Genomic DNA, 16,484 nt, shown 5'->3' with positions numbered 1-16,484 from the left:
CTCTGATGTCCGCCACCCGCAAACGCTTCGACGACGACGCCTATCTCGGCAGCTGCACCGCCACCGTGGTAGCCGTTCACGCTGACGGCATCGAGCTCGACCAGACCGTGTGCTACGCGCGCAGCGGCGGCCAGGCGGGCGATACCGGCACGCTCAAGCTGGCCAACGGCGCGACCATCGCACTGCTGGAAACCGTGTACGCCCCGGACCGCAGCCATATCCTGCACGTCCCGGCGCCGGGTACGGCGCTGCCGGAGGCGGGCGACATCGTGGCCGTCACGATCGACTGGGAGCGCCGCCACCGGCTGATGCGGCTGCATACCTGCCTGCACCTGCTGGGCTCGCTGATCCCGGTGCCAGTGACCGGCTGCGGCATCTCGCCCGACTCGGCGCGCATCGACTTCGACCTGCCGGAATCCACGCTCGACAAGGCCGTGCTCACCGAGCAGCTCAATGCGCTGATCGATGCCGACAGCCGCGTGCAGGTGGAGCGCATCACGTCCGAGCAACTCGCCGAGCAGCCCGAGCTGGTGCGCACGGTGGGCGCGGCGCCGCCCGCGGGCAGCGGCGTCATCCGCATCATCGACATCCCCGGCGTGGACCGCCAGCCTTGCGGCGGCACCCATGTCGCGGCCACCGGCGAGATCGGCGCCGTGCTGGTGACCAAGATCGAGAAGAAGAGCCGCACCAACCGCCGCGTGGTCGTGCAGTTCGCAGCGTGAGAGCGGCAGGACGATAGATGGATCCCGCTCTGCTCACCGGGCTGTCGGCCGCCCAGTTCGCCGCGCTGCTGTCGCTCATGGCAGTCGGCGCCTTCACGCCCGGCCCCAACACGACGATTGCCGCGGTCACCGGCGCCAACTTTGGCCTGCGCGCCACGCTGCCGCACTGCGTGGGCGTCGCGTTCGGCTTTGCCAGCATCCTGGCGCTGTGCGCGGCGGGCGTGGGCGCGCTGATCCTGGCCAGCCCGGCGCTAGCGCTGCTGGTGCATGCCGCCGGCGTGCTCTACCTGCTGTGGCTGGCGCTCAAACTGGCGCGCAGTACCGTGCTGTCGGACAAACAGGTGCTGCGCCCGCTGTCGGTGTGGCAGTCGGCCGTGCTGCAGTACGCCAATATCAAGGCGTGGATGCTGGCGCTGGCTACAGCCGCCTCCTATATGGCAGGCGCGCAGTCGCCGGTGCATCGGGCCGTGCTGGTGTGCGCGGTGTTCGGCGTGTTCGGCTTTGTCAGCAATGGCGTGTACGGCGTGATTGGCGCCACGCTGCGGCAATGGCTGCAGGTTGGCCACCGCATCCGCTGGTTCAACCGCGCAATGGGCCTGGCGCTGGCACTCACGGCGCTGTGGATTGCGCTGGCTGGCCGGCCCACCCTGCACTAATTCAAACGCCATGGCTGCCAAAACCACCTCTGTCCAACCCATCGCTAGCGCCCCTGCCGACACCCACGGCGGCGGCATGCTGCTCGGCTTAGTCGGCGTGGCCGTGTTCAGCCAGACCTTGCCCTTCACGCGCATGGCGGTGGCCGAGCTGGACGCCACCTTCGTCGCGCTCGGCCGTGCGGTGGTGGCGGCGCTGCTGGCGCTGGTGCTGCTGTGGCAGCGCGGCGCGTTCGCCCGCGCGCGCCGTCCCCGGGGCGGCCAGTGGTGGCGCCTGGGGGTCACCTCGCTGGGCGTGGTGGTGGGCTTTCCGCTGTTTTCCTCACTGGCCATGCGTGAAGTGCCGGCCGGCCACGGCGCCATCATTACCGGCCTGCTGCCGCTGGCCACGGCGGTCTTCGCCGCCTGGTTCGGCCGCGAGCGGCCATCGCCGGCGTTCTGGCTGTCGGCCGCCGCCGGCAGTGCGCTGGTGGTCGCCTTTGCCCTGTGGCAAGGCGCCGGCGGGCTGCAGCATGCCGACTGGCTGCTGTTCGCGGCGATGGTGCTGGGTGCGCTGGGCTATGCCGAGGGCGGCAAGCTGTCGCGCGAGCTTGGCGGGCTGGAAACCATCAGCTGGGCGCTGGCCGTGGCACTGCCGCTGCTGCTGCCGGTGGTGGCCTGGCTGGGGCTTGCGCATGCCGGCCAGATCGCAGCCGCCTCGCCGCGCGCCTGGCTCGGCATGGGCTATGTTTCCGTATTCTCGATGTTCATCGGCTTCCTGTTCTGGTACGCCGGGCTCGCAAAAGGCGGCGTGGCGCGCGTCGGGCAGATACAATTGCTGCAGCCGTTCCTCACGCTGGCGGGCGGCGCCCTGCTGCTGGCCGAACCGCTTGATGCCGTCACCCTGGCGTTTGCGGTGGCGGTGATCGGCGTGGTAGCCCTGGGCCGCCGGACCGCCGTGCGCAGCGCCCCCGCGAGTCCCATGCCCGCGCCCGCCGCCGAAGAACCCCACCCTGCCCCTACGGCACGATCCCTCTGACTGGAGACCCTATGTCCGTTCACGACACCCTTGCCCGCCTCGGCATCGCACTGCCGACCGCTGGCGCACCGGCCGCCGCCTACGTCATGGCCGCGCAAACCGGCAACACCGTGTTCCTTTCGGGCCACATTGCCCGCAAGGATGGCAAACCCTGGGTAGGCAAGCTGGGCAAGGACCTTGGCACCGAAGACGGCAAGGTTGCCGCTCGCGCCATCGCCGTGGACCTGCTGGCCACGCTGAACACCCACCTGGGCGGCGACCTGGACCGCGTCACCCGCATCGTCAAGGTGATGAGCCTGGTCAACTCCACGGAAGACTTCACCGAGCAGCACCTGGTGACCAACGGCGCCTCGGAGTTGCTGGCGGAAGTCTTCGGCGAAGCCGGCAAGCATGCCCGCAGCGCCTTTGGCGTAGCGCAGGTCCCGCTGGGCGCCTGCGTCGAGATCGAGATGATCGTCGAAGTGAAGTAAGCCGGCGTGAAGCAAGAAAGCAGAACCAAGTGAATGGAAGTCAGGCCAGGGACCGGGGGATACCCCCGCCCTGCGCCCAACCAACTGAAGGCACCGCCCACCCATGCGCATCGACAACCTGCCTTTCGGCACCACCGACTGGTCCGACATCACCCCGACCCGCCACCCCGGCGACACCGGGGAAGCCCTCTGGCGCACCCGCCAGTTCGGCGACATCCGCGTTCGCATGGTGGAGTATTCTGCCGGGTATCTCGCCGATCACTGGTGCACCAAAGGGCACATCCTTTTTGTGCTGGAAGGCGAGTTGCATACCGAGCTGGAAGACGGCCGGCATTTCGTGCTCCGCGCGGGCACGAGCTACCAGGTCGCCGACCAGGCCGAGCCGCACCGTTCGTCCACCCCGACCGGGGCGCGGCTTTTTATCGTTGACTGAGTCGAGCCAACCCGACTCCCCACACACCAAGAGAACATCATGAACTGGGCCATTTCCCGCCGGGCGCAACAGCTGACCAGCTCGGCTATCCGCGAAATCCTGAAAGTGACCGAGCGTCCGGAAGTTATTTCCTTCGCGGGCGGCCTGCCGTCGCCGGCCACCTTCCCGGTAGCGGCCATGGAACAGGCGGTGGCCCGGATCTTCGCCGACAACCCGCAAGCCGCCCTGCAGTACGCCGCCACCGAAGGCTACATGCCGCTGCGCGAATTCATCGCCAAGCGCCATCACGTGGATGTGGAGCGCGTGCTGATCACCACCGGCTCGCAGCAGGCGCTGGACCTGATCGCCAAGGTGTTGATCGACCCGGGCAGCCCGGTGCTGGTGGAAACGCCCAGCTACCTTGGCGCGCTGCAAGCCTTCTCGCTGTTCGAGCCCGAGTTCGTCTCGGTGCCGGGCGACGACAAGAGCCTGCTGCCGGAATCGCTCACGCCCGAGCTGACCGCTGGCGCGCGCTTCCTCTACGCCCTGCCCAACTTCCAGAACCCCACCGGGCGGCGCATGCCGCTGGAGCGCCGCCAGGCCCTGGTGGCCCGCGCCCGCGAGCTCGGCGTGCTGCTGGTCGAGGATGATCCCTACGGCGAACTGAGCTATCGCGGCGACCAGTTGCCGAGCCTGCTGTCGATGAACCCCGACGGCGTGATCTACATGGGCTCGTTCTCCAAGATCCTGGCCCCCGGCCTGCGCCTGGGCTTTGTGATCGCCCCGCCCGAGCTGCACTTCAAGCTGTGCCAGGCCAAGCAGGCGTCGGACCTGCATACGCCCAGCTTCACCCAGCGCCTTGCCTATGAAGTGGTGCGCGATGGCTTGCTGGACTCGCATATCCCCACCATCCGCACGCTCTACGCGGCGCAGTGCCAGGCCATGCTGGATTCGCTCGCGCGCCACATGCCGGAAGGCGTGACCTGGAACGCGCCGGAAGGCGGCATGTTCATCTGGATGGAGCTACCCGAGGGCCTGGACAGCATGGAGATCCTGCAAGAAGCGGTCAAGCGCAATGTGGCCTATGTGCCGGGCGCGCCGTTCTACGCCAGCAACCCGCGCCGCAATGCGCTGCGCCTGGCCTTTGTCACGGTGGCGCCGGAGCGCATCGAGCAAGGCGTGGCCATCCTCGGCACGCTGTTCCGCGAAGCCATCGCCAAGCACGCGCCGCAAGCCAAGGCCGCCTGAGCGTCGCTTGAGCGACACGCGTGGCACGGATACGTCTCCTGACTGATACCGGGCTGGCGGGCTTCATGGCAAGATAATGGCCATCGCCTGTCAGTCCGGGCCGCGAACGCGCAGGCATTGCGCATGCGCGGCCCACGCCTTGAGGAGAAGGGTTTCGTGCTGCGTATCTGGGGTCGACTCTCATCGATCAACGTGCAAAAAGTGGTCTGGTGCTCGCGCGAGCTGCACCTGGACCACGAACGCATCGACATTGGCGTCAGCGAGGGCGACCTCGACACCGAGGCCTATGTCCGGCTCAACCCCGACCGCAGCATCCCGGTGATCGAGGATTTCCGCGGCACCGACGTGGGCGGCGAGCCTTTTGTGCTGTGGGAATCCAACGCCATCGTGCGCTACCTGTGCGCGCACGACGGCGAGGACACCCTGTGGCCCGGCAACGTCAAGGCGCGCGCGCTGGCCGACCGCTGGATGGACTGGCAGACCAACGCCTTCAGCCCGGCCATGGTCGACGCATTCCGCCACCTGGTGCGGCTGCCCGCCGAGCAGCGCGACCCCGACCTGATCGCCCGCTCCCTGGAACGCACCGAACCGCTCGCGGCCCGGCTCGACGAAGCCCTGGCGCAGCGTGAGTTCATCTGCGGCGACCGCTTCACCATGGCCGACATCCCGGTTGCCTGCGCCGCCCACCGCTGGCTGGGCCTGCCGGTCACACACCAGCCCCGCCCGCACCTTGAGCGCTGGGCAGCGGCCATGCGTGCACGGCCTGCCGCCCGCACCATCCTGACGTTGCCGCTGGTCTGAGCCGCCCCCTTATTTGCTGATTTACTGGCTGATTTACTGGCTGATTTACTGGCCGATTTACTGGCTGATTTACCTGCTGTTGCGCCCGCCCGACACCGCGGCCAGCACCCCCAGCCCGATCAGCGCGCCGCCCGTCAGGTAGCGGCCCACGGCCTGCGCGCCCCTGGCGCGCGCGAGCAGCGGCAACAACGCCGCCGCGGCCAGCACATAGCAGCAATCGGTGGTGGCGGCGATCAGGACGAAGGTGCCGCCCAGGGCCACGCTCTGCGGCAGCGCCGCGATGGCGGGATCCATGAACTGCGGCAGGAAGGCCGCGAAGAACAATGTGGTCTTGGGGTTGAACAAGGCCACCACGAAGCCATCGCGAAACACCCGCCGCAGCCCGGCGCTGCCAGCAGCCGGGTCCGCCTGCGCAGCAGCGGCCGGTCGCGCGCGCAGCGCCCGCACCCCCAGGTAGACCAGGTAGGCCGCGCCGGCGTACTTCATCACGGCAAAGGCCAGAGACGATACCGCGAACAGCGCCGCCAGCCCCAGCGCGGCCGCCAGCACATTGACCAGGTTGCCCAACACCACGGCCGTCACCGAAGCCAGGCCCGCAAGCCGGCCTAGCGACAGCGTGCGCGCAACGATGTAGATCACCGCCGGCCCCGGCGTCACCGCAAGCAACAGGCTGGACAGCAGGAAAGCGGCAAGCACGTGACCGCCGGGAAGGATGTGCAGCATGGCAATGCTCCTCCAGAAACAGGAACGCCACCTTTCATGCCCGGTCGGCCGGCTTATCGACAGCGCCAAGGCGTAAAAGGACGACCGGCACATTCTGCCACCACGGGCCTGGCCAGCATACATTTGCGTATCGAGTGGTTTGGAGTACTCTGCCAATAAGGCAGCGAGTGCGCCAACCTGCCCCCAGGCAAACCCTGATCCATGAATCCTGCTCACGATGACGGTGACTGGATTTAGGGCGGCGCGGCAGGAACCCATCCATAAAATCCGAAGTTTGCTGGTCGCGCGGTTGACAGCTTGGCAGGTTCGCAATGCGCGCCCGGACAAGAAGACGACGCGGCAGCCTGGGCCTAAGAGGCCGTTTCAAAATGAAGCGAAGCGGTTCTGGCTAGGCGCGCGGCCGCAGACAGTACAAGGGGGTACGGCAAGGCCGCGCAACGACGCCAGAATCTTTTTGAAATGGCCTCTAATACAAAAGCAACCTGTCGCCCCAACCCGAGGAGGACTCATCGTGTGGACCCAAGTCTATGACCCGCTAGGCAGCCTGGCATTGTCCACGCTGGCTGCGGGGATTCCCGTCGCCGTACTGCTGGCGGCGCTAGCCTTCTTTCACCTGCAGGCCCACCTGGCCGCCGGGCTGGCGCTCGTGGTCGGCGTGGTCATCGCTTCCGCGGTATTCGGCATGCCCGCCGACATGGCTGGCAAGGCCGCCGGCCTGGGCATCGTATCGGGCCTGTTCCCGATCGGCTGGATCGTGCTGAACATCATCTTCCTGCACCGGCTGACCACCATCAACGGCTCCTTCAAGGTGCTGCAGAACTCGATCTCCGGCATCACCGAAGACCGGCGCCTGCAACTGCTGCTGGTGGCCTTCAGCTTTGGCGCTTTCTTCGAAGGCGCCGCCGGCTTCGGCACGCCGGTGGCGGTCACCGGCGCCATCCTGATCGGCCTCGGTTTTTCGCCACTGGCGGCATCCGGCCTGGCGCTGATCGCCAATACCGCGCCGGTGGCCTTCGGCGCGCTGGGCGCGCCGTTGATCGGCCTGTCCGCGGTGACGGGCCTGGACCTGCTGCACCTCTCGGCCATGGTCGGCCGGCAGCTGCCCTTCTTCTCGGTGCTCGTGCCGTTCTGGCTGATCTGGGCCTTTGCCGGCTTCCGCGGCATGCTGGCGATCTGGCCGGCGATCCTGGTGGCCGGCGTCACCTTTGCCGTGCCGCAGTTCCTGGTGTCGAATTACCACGGCCCCTGGCTGGTGGACGTGATTGCCGCGCTGGTGTCGATGGGCTGCCTGACGCTGTTCCTGAAGGTCTGGAAGCCCAAGGAAATCTGGACCTCCACGCGCATCCTCGGCCGCAGGGACGACTCCAAGGTCGACGACCCCGAAGCGGTAGCCGCCGAAGCCCGCGCCAGCGCCGCCTCCGCCGGCATCTCGGTGGTCAAGGCCTGGATGCCCTGGGTGATCCTGACCGTGTTCGTCTTTGTCTGGGGCGTGCCGGAATTCAAGAAGCTGATGGACGGCCTGTGGCAATGGAAATTCCCCATCCCCGGCCTGGACAAAGCCGTGTTAAAGGTGCCGCCGGTGGTGCCGAAGGCCACTGCCGAAGGCGCGGTCTTCACGTTCAACGTGTTGTCGATGGCCGGCACCGGCATCCTGGTCTCCGGCATTCTCGGCGGCCTGCTGATGGGCTACTCCGTGCCGCGCCTCATCAAGGAATACTGGGAGACCATCAAGCTGGTGAAATATTCGCTGCTGACCATCTGCGCGATGTTCGGCGTGGGCTACCTGACCCGTTACTCGGGCCTGGATGCCACGCTGGGCCTGGCCTTTGCTCACACCGGCGTGCTCTACCCGCTGTTTGGCACCATGCTGGGCTGGCTGGGCGTGGCGCTGACCGGGTCCGACACCGCCTCCAACGTGCTTTTTGGCGGCCTGCAGAAAACCACGGCCGAGCAGCTGGGCCTATCGCCGATCCTGATGGCCTCGGCCAACAGCTCGGGCGGTGTGATGGGCAAGATGATCGATGCGCAGTCCATCGTGGTGGCGTCCACCGCCACCAAGTGGTACGGGCACGAAGGCGATATCCTGCGCTATGTGTTTTTCCACTCGATCGCGCTGGCGATCTTGGTCGGGCTGTTCATTACGCTGCAGGCTTATGTGCATCCGTTCACGCAGATGGTGATTCACTGAGCTGGCGAACCAGCAGGCATGAATAAATCCCCGCTCGTGCATGGGCGGGGCCAGACGGAAGCCGAAAAGGGAGCTGGGCGCCGGAGCCCGCGCTCAGCCCCCGAACTCAGCCCCCGAACCAGTTGACCAGCCGCAAGCCCGGCAGCCCGGCAAAACCCCTGACATTGCGCGTCACCAAGGTCAGGCCGTGCGCCATCGCGACGGATGCGATCTGTCCATCCACAAAGGGCAGGCTCAGCCCAGCCCGCTCCCGCGAATTGCGTAGCTCGGCATGGATCCGTGCCGCGGCGCTGTCATAGGGCAAGACCGGCAGGCTACCCGCCACTTCCTGCACGAAACGGCCAACCGCGTCCTTGCGCTGGCCATCCGGCATGCGCAGCCAGCCAAAACGTAATTCATGCCAGACCGGCGCCGGAATAACCAGTTCGCCATCGAATCGGGCCAGATTCGCCATGACGCCTGCATCCGGCTTTGGCCGCATTGCCTCCGAGACAATGTTGGTGTCCAGCAGCCAACTCGCAGCGCTCACCATGTGAAGTCACGCCCGTCGCCGGGTTGACGCACATGCTCGAAAGGGTCGACCTCATCTTCCGCTTGCACGTGCTCGCTGCGCCATTCGCTCAAACGCCCAAAGAAGCCAGACGTGGAACCGACAAGCAGCCGGTATTGCGACCAGGACATCAACACTGCAGCCGGCTCACCGCGCCGGGAGATCAGCAGCGGTTCCTGCCCTCTTTCCGCGTCCCGAAGCACATCAGCGAGATGCGCTCTTGCCTCCGAGAATGGGATGGTTTGCATAGCGTGCCCCCTGCTCGAAATGTACAACTCAATTGTACAAGAATGAGCCGCCGAGTGTCGGCGGGGGTTTTCCTTGCGGCAATGGCGATGGCAATGGCGATGACCACGGCCCTCAGGCCATCAACCGGTAAGCCAGCCGCGCCGCGGCCCGAGCGCCGCAGGTGTCACGGTCATAGAGCGGATTGAACTCCGCCAGGTCCGCCACGCGCAGCTTGCCGCTGGCGCGCACCTGCGCCACCACCTCCTCCACCACGGGAAGGGGCACGCCATAAGGGGCTGGCGCCGAGACCGCCGGCATCACTGCCGCCGGCAGCACGTCCAGGTCGATCGTGAGGTAGACGTGATCGACCGCATCCATCAGCCCCTGCAACTCGGCAATCCGCGCGTCCAGGTGCCGTTCCTGCATCTGCACGTCCTCGACGTAGTGCACGCCAAGCGCCTTGGCATGCGCGAACAGCGCGGCGGTATTGCCGAGCCGGCTCACGCCCAGGCAAGCGTATTCGAAACGCTGTCCGCGCTCGTGGCAGGCCTGCGCGATCTGGTCGAAGGGCGTGCCCGAACTGCCGGGACGACCGGTGCGCAGGTCGAAGTGCGCATCGAGGTTGATCACCAGCACGCGGCCGTGGTCGCCACGCGCATCGAGATGCGCGCGCAGCCCCTGCCAGGTGCCCCAGGCGATCTCGTGGCCACCACCGAGCACCAGCGGGAATGCGCCCTGCGCCAGTTCGGCCGCGACCGCTGTTGCCAACGCTTGCTGCGCCGTCTCGAGATCGCCATCGTGGCAGACGACGTCGCCCGCATCGTGGAACACTTCCAGGCCATGGGCCGGGATGCCGGCCAGCGCGCGGCGGATCTCGCGCGGGCCACCCGCCGCGCCGGGACGGCCCTGGTTGCGCAGCACGCCGGCGTCGCAGCAAAAGCCCAGCAGCACGGGCGCGCCAGGCACACGTTCGGCGCCTTGCACGCGCACGACATTGAATAGCCGGCGCGTGTCGCCCAGCTCGCCCGCATCGCTGCGGCCGCGCCAGATGCTGCCCGGCGCTGCAGCCATCGGATCCCTTTCGCTCATGACAGGCGGCGGCCCAGGGTTTCCGGCACCATCGCCAGGCCGATCAGCGAGACCAGGCCGCAGCCGATCACGTAGAACGCGGGCGCGTTGGGATTGGCGGTGAGATGGATCAGCTCGGTCGAGAAGAACTGCGCGAAACCACCGAAGATGGCAATCGCCACGCAGTAGGCAATCGACAGGCCGGTGGCGCGCATGCGCTGCGGCAGCACCTCGCTGACCAGCACCATCGACGCGGGCGACGTCATCGACATCGGCACCGAAAGGCAGCCCACCACCAGCAGCAGGCGCATCAGGCTGGGCTCGGCGTTGATCAGCACGAAAGCGGGATAGATCATCAGCAGCAAGGCCACGCGCGACCACAGCACCACCGGGCGCCGCCCCACCCGGTCGCTCAGCCAGCCCGCGAACGGCGACAGCACGACCTGCACGGCAGCGGCCACGCAAGCGGCCCAGATGCCCAGCGACAGCGGCATGTGCAGCTGGCTAACGGCATAGTTGCTCAGGTAATACACCACGATATAGGTCGACGAAGCCACGCCGATCATCAGCAGGATGCTGGCCACCAGCGCACGCCCGTGCTCGCGCAACAGCTGCAGCGTGGAACCGCGCTCCGACTCGCCGGCGGCCGGCGCCGTCTCTTCCAGGCGGCGGCGAATCACCAGGCCCACCGGGATCACCAGGATGCCAATCACGAAGGCCAGGCGCCAGCCCCATGCCTCCAGCGCTTGCTGCTCCAGCACATTGCTGAGCAGCAAGCCAACCAGCGCGCCGAACAGCGCCGCCAGGCCCTGGCTAAACGGCTGCCAGCTGGTGTAGAAGCCGCGCGAGCGGTCGTCGGCATATTCCAGCAGCAGTGCCGTGGAGGCACCCATCTCCCCGCCGATGGCAAAGCCTTGCACCAGGCGCGCGAGCAGGATCATGATCGGCGCGAGCATGCCGATCTGCGCATACGTCGGCGTCACCACGAAGATCACCGAGCTCAAGCCCATCAGCCAGAGCGTCAGCGCCACCGCCGGCTTGCGCCCGACGCGGTCGGCATACATGCCGATCAGCAGGCCGCCCAGCGGGCGCATCAGGAAGCCTACGCCGAAGGTGGCGAAAGACAACAGCAACTGCCCGGTGGGATCGGATACCGGGAAATACAGGCGGCCGATCAGCGTGGCGAAGAAGCTGTAGACCACGAAGTCGTAGAACTCCAGGCCATTGCCGATAGTAATGGCAGCGATGGACTTGAACCTGGACAGCGGCTGGGCCGTGGCGGCATGCTGGGCTGCGATACCGGGAATGGTGTTGTCAATGGACATGATGTAACTCCGAAGCAAAATAATCCTGGCCGCCCGCAAGCGGGCGGTGAGCGCAACCCAGACAGGGTGTTCTTCGCGCCACTACGGCAGCGCGCCGGGCTGGCGCGCGCTGCCGGTTACCCTGGCATCCGGCTAGGCAGATGCCAGGCAACGCGGACCCTGCCGAGGCAGGGTCCGCGCATGTATCAGTCCGCCGCAAAGGAGGAAGCAGGCGCCCCCTGCTGGCCGCGCGGCCGTCCCCAGCACCACCACGCCACCACCAGCAGCAGCAGCCACGCCGCGCCCACCAGCAGCGCTGCGCGGGTCTGCGGGAACCAGCCAAGCACGCCGAAGATGAACAGCATGAAGGCGATGGCCGCGAGCGGCGCTACCGGCCAGAACGGCACGGGGAACTTCAGCGCCGCCACCTCGGCGCGGCTCATGCGCCTGCGCAAGGCGACCTGCGACAGCAAGATCATCAGCCACACCCAGACCGTGGCAAAGGTGGCGATGGAAGCGATCAGCGTGAACACGTCCTCGGGCATTACGTAGTTGAGCACCACGCCGGCCAGCAGCGCGAAAGCCATCACCACCACCGTCATCCAGGGCACGCCCTTGCGCGACACGCTGGCAAAGATGCGTGGCGCCTGCCGTTGCACCGCCATGCCATACAGCATGCGGCCAGCGCCGAAGATGTCGCTATTGATGGCGGATACCGCGGCGGAGATGACCACGACATTGAGCAATGCGGCGGCCGAGCCAATGCCCAGCCGGCTGAAGATCTGCACAAAGGGGCTGCCCTCGCTGCCGATGCGGTGCCAAGGATAGAGAGACATCAGCACCGCCAGCGTCAGCACATAGAACAGCAGGATGCGCAGGGGCACCGCGTTGATCGCACGCGGAATCACGCGCTGCGGGTCGCGCGCCTCGCCGGCCGTGATGCCGATGATCTCGATGCCGCCAAAGGCGAACATCACCACGGCGAACGAGGCGATCACGCCGGCAATGCCGTTGGGCATGAAGCCGCCGTGCGCCCAGAGGTTGTGGATGCCGGTGGCAACGCCGCCGTCGGCCATGCCGAAGCCGAACAGCATGATGGCAACACCGCCGCCGATCATCGCGACGATGGCGCCGACCTTCAGCAGCGAAAGCCAGAACTCCAGCTCACCGAACACCTTGACGCTGAGCAGGTTGAGGCCGCCGATCAGGAACACGATGCCGAGCACCCAGATCCAGCGCGGCACGTCCGGGAACCAGAAGCCCATGTAAATGCCGAAGGCAGTCACGTCCGCCAGGCAAACGACGATCATCTCGAAGGCATAGGTCCAGCCGAGCAGGAAGCCCGCCAGCGGTCCCAGGCCGGTGCTGGCGTACTGGCCGAACGAACCCGCCACCGGATTGCGCACCGCCATCTCGCCCAGCGCACGCATCACCATGTAGACCGCGGCGCCACCGATCACGTAGGCCAGCAGCACCGCCGGTCCCGCGGCCTGGATGGCCGAGGCCGAGCCGTAGAAAAGTCCCGTGCCGATGGCCGATCCGAGCGCCATGAAGCGGATATGACGGGCGCTGAGGCCACGCTGCAGGCCTTGCGACTGCTCTTGCATCTATTTGTCTCCGAATCATTATTCTGTCTTCTGTCCGCCCGGGGCGCGGGCTGCGGCCTGCTGCGTGGCAGGCGTCCCGCCCCCGGGCGTCATGCCCAAGCCTCAGAGGCTGGGCAGCAACCGCGCGGGCAGCAGCGCGTTCAGGGTGCCGGCCGCCAGCAACCGGCTCGCGGTCTCGATATCCGGCGCGAAGAAGCGGTCCTTCTCGTAGTAGGGCACTTCGGCGCGCAGCAGGCTGCGTGCCTGCTCCAGCTTGGGCGAGCTCTTCAGGCCTTCGCGGAAGTCCAGGCCCTGGCAGGCGCCCAGCCACTCCACGGCAAGGATGCCGCGCACGTTCTCGGCCATCGCCCACAGGCGCTTGCCGGCATTCGGCGCCATCGACACGTGGTCCTCCTGGTTGGCCGAGGTCGGCAGGCTGTCGACGCTGTGCGGATGGGCCAGTGCCTTGTTGTCGCTGGCCAGCGCGGCGGCGGTGACCTGGGCGATCATGAAGCCCGAGTTGACGCCCCCGTTGGCCACCAGGAAAGGCGGCAGCTGCGACATATGGCGATCCATCATCAGCGAGATGCGGCGCTCGGACAGCGAGCCGATCTCGGCGATGGCCAGCGCCAGGTTGTCGGCGGCCATCGCCACCGGTTCGGCATGGAAATTGCCGCCCGAGATCACGTCGCCTTCGGCGGCAAACACCAAGGGGTTGTCCGAGACCGCGTTGGCCTCCACTTCCAGGACCTCGGCCGCCTGCCGCAATTGCGTCAGGCAAGCGCCCATCACCTGCGGCTGGCAGCGCAGCGAGTAGGGATCCTGCACCTTGTCGCACTGCGCATGCGAACGCGCCAGCTCGCTGGTATCGGTCAGCAGATCGCGATAGGTGGTGGCCGCATCGATCTGGCCGCGCTGGCCGCGCACCGCATGAATGCGCGCGTCGAAAGGCGCGCGCGAGCCGAGCATGGCCTCGACGCTGAGGCTGCCGCAGACCGTGGCCGCGGCAAACAGATCCTCGGCCTCGAACAGGCCGCGCAGCGCGTAGGCGGTGGATACCTGGGTGCCGTTGAGCAGGGCCAGGCCTTCCTTGGCGGCCAGGGTCAGCGGCTCCAGGCCGGCACGTGCCAGCGCCTGGCGCGCCGGCAGCCATTCGCCCTGGTAGCGGGCACGGCTTTCGCCCAGCAGCACCAGCGACATATGCGCCAGCGGCGCCAGGTCGCCAGAGGCGCCCACCGAGCCCTTGAGCGGGATATGCGGATAGACCTCGGCATTGACCAGGGCGATCAGCGCGTCGATCACCTTGCGGCGGATGCCGGAAAAGCCGCGCGCCAGGCTATTGATCTTGAGCAGCATGATCAGCCGGACCATGGCGTCGTCCAGCGGTTCGCCCACACCGGCGGCATGCGACAGCACCAGCGAGCGCTGCAGGTTCTCCAGGTCCTCGCGGGCGATGCGGGTCTGCGCCAGCAGGCCGAAGCCGGTGTTGATGCCGTAGGCGGTCCGGCCTTCGGCAACGATGTTCTCAACGCAGGCCACGCTGGCGGCGATGGCCTCGGCGGCCTCGCTGTCCAGGCTCACGCGCAGCGGCTGCAGATAGGCCTGGCGCAGCTGCGCCAGGGTCAGTTGACCAGGTTTGAGGTTCAGCGCGTTCACGTTCAGGCTTCCTTCTTGTGGTTGAGCATCGGCAGGTTCAGGCCCTGCTCTCGTGCACAGTCGATGGCGATGTCGTAGCCGGCATCCGCATGGCGCATCACGCCGGTCGCGGGATCGTTGTGCAGCACGCGGGCGATGCGGGCGGCGGCTTCGTCGGTGCCGTCGCACACGATCACCACGCCCGAATGCTGCGAGAAGCCCATGCCCACGCCGCCGCCGTGATGCAGCGAGACCCAGGTCGCGCCGCTGGCGGTATTGAGCAGCGCGTTCAGCAGCGGCCAGTCGGACACGGCGTCGGAGCCATCCTTCATGCTTTCGGTTTCACGGTTGGGGCTGGCCACCGAGCCGGAGTCGAGGTGGTCGCGGCCGATCACCACCGGTGCCGACAACTCGCCACTGCGCACCATCTCGTTGAACGCCAGGCCAAGCTTGGCACGCAGGCCCAGGCCGACCCAGCAGATACGCGCCGGCAGGCCCTGGAAGCTGATGCGCTCGCGCGCCATGTCCAGCCAGCGGTGCAGGTGCGCATCGTCGGGGATCAGCTCCTTGACCTTGGCGTCGGTCTTGTAGATGTCCTGCGGATCGCCCGACAGCGCGGCCCAGCGGAACGGGCCGACACCGCGGCAGAACAGCGGGCGGATGTAGGCCGGCACGAAGCCGGGGAAATCGAAGGCATTCGCCACGCCCTCTTCCTTGGCCATCTGGCGGATGTTGTTGCCGTAGTCGAAGGTGGGCACGCCCATCTTCTGGAAGTCCAGCATGGCCTGCACATGCAGCGCCATCGACTGCTTGGCGGCCTTGACCACACGAGCCGGCTCGGTCTGCGCGCGGTCGCGGTACTGGCCCCAGGTCCAGCCCACCGGGAGGTAGCCGTTGAGCGGATCGTGCGCGCTGGTCTGGTCGGTGACCATGTCCGGGCGCACGCCGCGGCGCACCAGTTCGGGCAACACTTCGGCGGCGTTGGCGCACAGCGCGATGGAAACGGCGCGGCCTTCGGCGGTGTACCTGGCGATGCGCGCCAGCGCGTCATCAAGGTCGGTGGCCTGTTCGTCGACATAGCGGGTGCGCAGGCGGAAATCGATGCTGGCCTGCTGGCACTCGATGTTCAGCGAGCAGGCGCCGGCCAGCGTGGCGGCCAGCGGTTGCGCGCCACCCATGCCGCCCAGCCCGGCGGTCAGCACCCAGCGGCCCTTGAGGTTGCCGTTGTAGTGCTGGCGCCCGGCTTCCACGAAGGTCTCGTAGGTGCCCTGCACGATGCCCTGGCTGCCGATATAGATCCAGCTGCCGGCTGTCATCTGGCCGTACATGGCCAGGCCCTTGGCGTCGAGCTCGTTGAAGTGTTCCCACGTAGCCCAATGCGGCACCAGGTTGGAATTGGCGATCAGCACGCGCGGCGCGTTGCTATGGGTCTTGAACACGCCAACCGGCTTGCCGGACTGCACCAGCAGGGTCTCATCGTCGTTCAGCGTCTTGAGCGTCTCGACGATCTTGTCGTAGCACGCCCAGTTGCGCGCGGCGCGGCCGATGCCGCCGTACACCACCAGCTCCTTGGGGTTCTCCGCCACTTCCGGGTCGAGGTTGTTCATCAACATGCGCAGCGGCGCTTCGGTCTGCCAGCTCTTGGCGTTCAGTTGGTTGCCGCGCGGGGCGCGGATCTCTACATCGCGAAAGCGGTCGGTGTTGCTCACGGGAACTCCTTGGGTCAATAAGGCCGGCTCGAACCGGTCTGTTCAGCCATGCTAGGTATGTATAGTGTTGTATAGACAAGCTCGGATAAATTGGGGTATTCCCGAGGATAAGCCGCAGGCATGGACGAAAAAGTGCGCTTATGAATACTTAAATGATGAAGGCGACGGA

General features: G+C 67.0%; 16 protein-coding genes. 8 read left to right on the top strand and 8 right to left on the bottom strand.

Annotation, left to right across the window (positions count from 1 at the left end; all coding sequences use genetic code 11):
* Positions 1–5 precede the first annotated feature (5 nt).
* The 7 genes from AC1RQC_RS05605 to AC1RQC_RS05575 all read left to right on the top strand — a co-directional run bounded on the left by AC1RQC_RS05605 (position 6) and on the right by AC1RQC_RS05575 (position 5,324).
* A complete protein-coding gene (locus AC1RQC_RS05605; RefSeq protein WP_492882650.1) occupies positions 6–722 on the top strand; it encodes an alanyl-tRNA editing protein in 717 nt (238 codons plus the stop codon).
* A gap of 17 nt (positions 723–739) precedes the next feature.
* Complete coding sequence (locus tag AC1RQC_RS05600; RefSeq protein WP_492375398.1) at positions 740–1,378, top strand: LysE family translocator; 639 nt, start codon at positions 740–742, stop codon at positions 1,376–1,378.
* Between the two features lie 76 nt (positions 1,379–1,454).
* Positions 1,455–2,393: a DMT family transporter gene (locus AC1RQC_RS05595; protein ID WP_492375411.1), complete on the top strand. Its 939-nt coding sequence runs from the start codon at positions 1,455–1,457 to the stop codon at positions 2,391–2,393.
* Between the two features lie 11 nt (positions 2,394–2,404).
* On the top strand, positions 2,405–2,863 hold the full coding sequence (locus tag AC1RQC_RS05590; protein ID WP_492375397.1) for a RidA family protein: 459 nt from the start codon (positions 2,405–2,407) through the stop codon (positions 2,861–2,863).
* 103 nt (positions 2,864–2,966) lie between these two features.
* Complete coding sequence (locus AC1RQC_RS05585; RefSeq protein ID WP_043348099.1) at positions 2,967–3,296, top strand: DHCW motif cupin fold protein; 330 nt, start codon at positions 2,967–2,969, stop codon at positions 3,294–3,296.
* A gap of 39 nt (positions 3,297–3,335) precedes the next feature.
* Positions 3,336–4,523: an aminotransferase-like domain-containing protein gene (locus AC1RQC_RS05580; RefSeq protein ID WP_492375396.1), complete on the top strand. Its 1,188-nt coding sequence runs from the start codon at positions 3,336–3,338 to the stop codon at positions 4,521–4,523.
* Positions 4,524–4,679: 156 nt separating this feature from the next.
* Complete coding sequence (locus AC1RQC_RS05575) at positions 4,680–5,324, top strand: glutathione S-transferase family protein (RefSeq protein WP_492882669.1); 645 nt, start codon at positions 4,680–4,682, stop codon at positions 5,322–5,324.
* A 69-nt stretch (positions 5,325–5,393) separates the two neighbouring features.
* Here the strand turns inward: AC1RQC_RS05575 and AC1RQC_RS05570 are convergent, their stop codons facing one another.
* Positions 5,394–6,047 carry a LysE family translocator gene (locus AC1RQC_RS05570; RefSeq protein WP_492882648.1) on the bottom strand — a complete coding sequence of 218 codons (654 nt, stop codon included), beginning with the start codon at positions 6,045–6,047 and terminating at the stop codon, positions 5,394–5,396.
* A 511-nt stretch (positions 6,048–6,558) separates the two neighbouring features.
* Between AC1RQC_RS05570 and AC1RQC_RS05565 the strand changes: the two genes are divergently transcribed.
* Positions 6,559–8,235 (top strand): L-lactate permease, encoded by a 1,677-nt coding sequence (locus AC1RQC_RS05565; protein WP_492375395.1) that lies wholly within the window; start codon positions 6,559–6,561, stop codon positions 8,233–8,235.
* Positions 8,236–8,341: 106 nt separating this feature from the next.
* Here AC1RQC_RS05565 and AC1RQC_RS05560 read toward each other — a convergent pair whose 3' ends face one another.
* From AC1RQC_RS05560 to hutU, 7 genes are all read right to left on the bottom strand, one after another.
* Positions 8,342–8,767 carry a type II toxin-antitoxin system VapC family toxin gene (locus tag AC1RQC_RS05560; protein ID WP_492831088.1) on the bottom strand — a complete coding sequence of 142 codons (426 nt, stop codon included), beginning with the start codon at positions 8,765–8,767 and terminating at the stop codon, positions 8,342–8,344.
* On the bottom strand, positions 8,761–9,033 hold the full coding sequence (locus AC1RQC_RS05555; protein ID WP_492375393.1) for a type II toxin-antitoxin system Phd/YefM family antitoxin: 273 nt from the start codon (positions 9,031–9,033) through the stop codon (positions 8,761–8,763). Before AC1RQC_RS05555 ends, AC1RQC_RS05560 begins: the two co-directional genes overlap by 7 nt.
* A 112-nt stretch (positions 9,034–9,145) precedes the next feature.
* Positions 9,146–10,102, bottom strand: a complete 957-nt coding sequence (gene hutG, locus AC1RQC_RS05550; RefSeq protein ID WP_492375392.1) for a formimidoylglutamase — start codon at positions 10,100–10,102, stop codon at positions 9,146–9,148.
* Positions 10,099–11,406: an MFS transporter gene (locus AC1RQC_RS05545; RefSeq protein WP_492882646.1), complete on the bottom strand. Its 1,308-nt coding sequence runs from the start codon at positions 11,404–11,406 to the stop codon at positions 10,099–10,101. Before AC1RQC_RS05545 ends, hutG begins: the two co-directional genes overlap by 4 nt.
* Positions 11,407–11,591: 185 nt before the next feature.
* A complete protein-coding gene (locus AC1RQC_RS05540) occupies positions 11,592–12,992 on the bottom strand; it encodes an amino acid permease (RefSeq protein WP_492831086.1) in 1,401 nt (466 codons plus the stop codon).
* Between the two features lie 102 nt (positions 12,993–13,094).
* Positions 13,095–14,627, bottom strand: coding sequence for a histidine ammonia-lyase (hutH, locus tag AC1RQC_RS05535; protein ID WP_492882644.1), 1,533 nt, complete (start codon positions 14,625–14,627; stop codon positions 13,095–13,097).
* Positions 14,628–14,629: 2 nt separating this feature from the next.
* Positions 14,630–16,315: a urocanate hydratase gene (gene hutU, locus AC1RQC_RS05530; RefSeq protein WP_492375388.1), complete on the bottom strand. Its 1,686-nt coding sequence runs from the start codon at positions 16,313–16,315 to the stop codon at positions 14,630–14,632.
* Positions 16,316–16,484 lie beyond the last annotated feature (169 nt).

Source organism: Cupriavidus sp. GW822-FHT03E04 (assembly GCF_058801495.1).
This window is presented reverse-complemented; position numbering and strand designations above follow the sequence as displayed.

Excerpts from the sequence above, each read along its gene's own strand:
- AC1RQC_RS05585 (WP_043348099.1), top strand. The coding sequence starts at position 2,967 with ATGCGCATCGACAACCTGCCTTTCGGCACCACCGACTGGTCCGACATC.
- AC1RQC_RS05560 (WP_492831088.1), bottom strand. The coding sequence starts at position 8,767 with ATGGTGAGCGCTGCGAGTTGGCTGCTGGACACCAACATTGTCTCGGAG.
- AC1RQC_RS05570 (WP_492882648.1), bottom strand. The coding sequence starts at position 6,047 with ATGCTGCACATCCTTCCCGGCGGTCACGTGCTTGCCGCTTTCCTGCTG.
- hutG (WP_492375392.1), bottom strand. The coding sequence starts at position 10,102 with ATGAGCGAAAGGGATCCGATGGCTGCAGCGCCGGGCAGCATCTGGCGC.
- AC1RQC_RS05600 (WP_492375398.1), top strand. The coding sequence starts at position 740 with ATGGATCCCGCTCTGCTCACCGGGCTGTCGGCCGCCCAGTTCGCCGCG.
- AC1RQC_RS05605 (WP_492882650.1), top strand. The coding sequence starts at position 6 with ATGTCCGCCACCCGCAAACGCTTCGACGACGACGCCTATCTCGGCAGC.
- AC1RQC_RS05590 (WP_492375397.1), top strand. The coding sequence starts at position 2,405 with ATGTCCGTTCACGACACCCTTGCCCGCCTCGGCATCGCACTGCCGACC.
- AC1RQC_RS05555 (WP_492375393.1), bottom strand. The coding sequence starts at position 9,033 with ATGCAAACCATCCCATTCTCGGAGGCAAGAGCGCATCTCGCTGATGTG.
- AC1RQC_RS05540 (WP_492831086.1), bottom strand. The coding sequence starts at position 12,992 with ATGCAAGAGCAGTCGCAAGGCCTGCAGCGTGGCCTCAGCGCCCGTCAT.
- AC1RQC_RS05595 (WP_492375411.1), top strand. The coding sequence starts at position 1,455 with ATGCTGCTCGGCTTAGTCGGCGTGGCCGTGTTCAGCCAGACCTTGCCC.
- AC1RQC_RS05580 (WP_492375396.1), top strand. The coding sequence starts at position 3,336 with ATGAACTGGGCCATTTCCCGCCGGGCGCAACAGCTGACCAGCTCGGCT.
- AC1RQC_RS05545 (WP_492882646.1), bottom strand. The coding sequence starts at position 11,406 with ATGTCCATTGACAACACCATTCCCGGTATCGCAGCCCAGCATGCCGCC.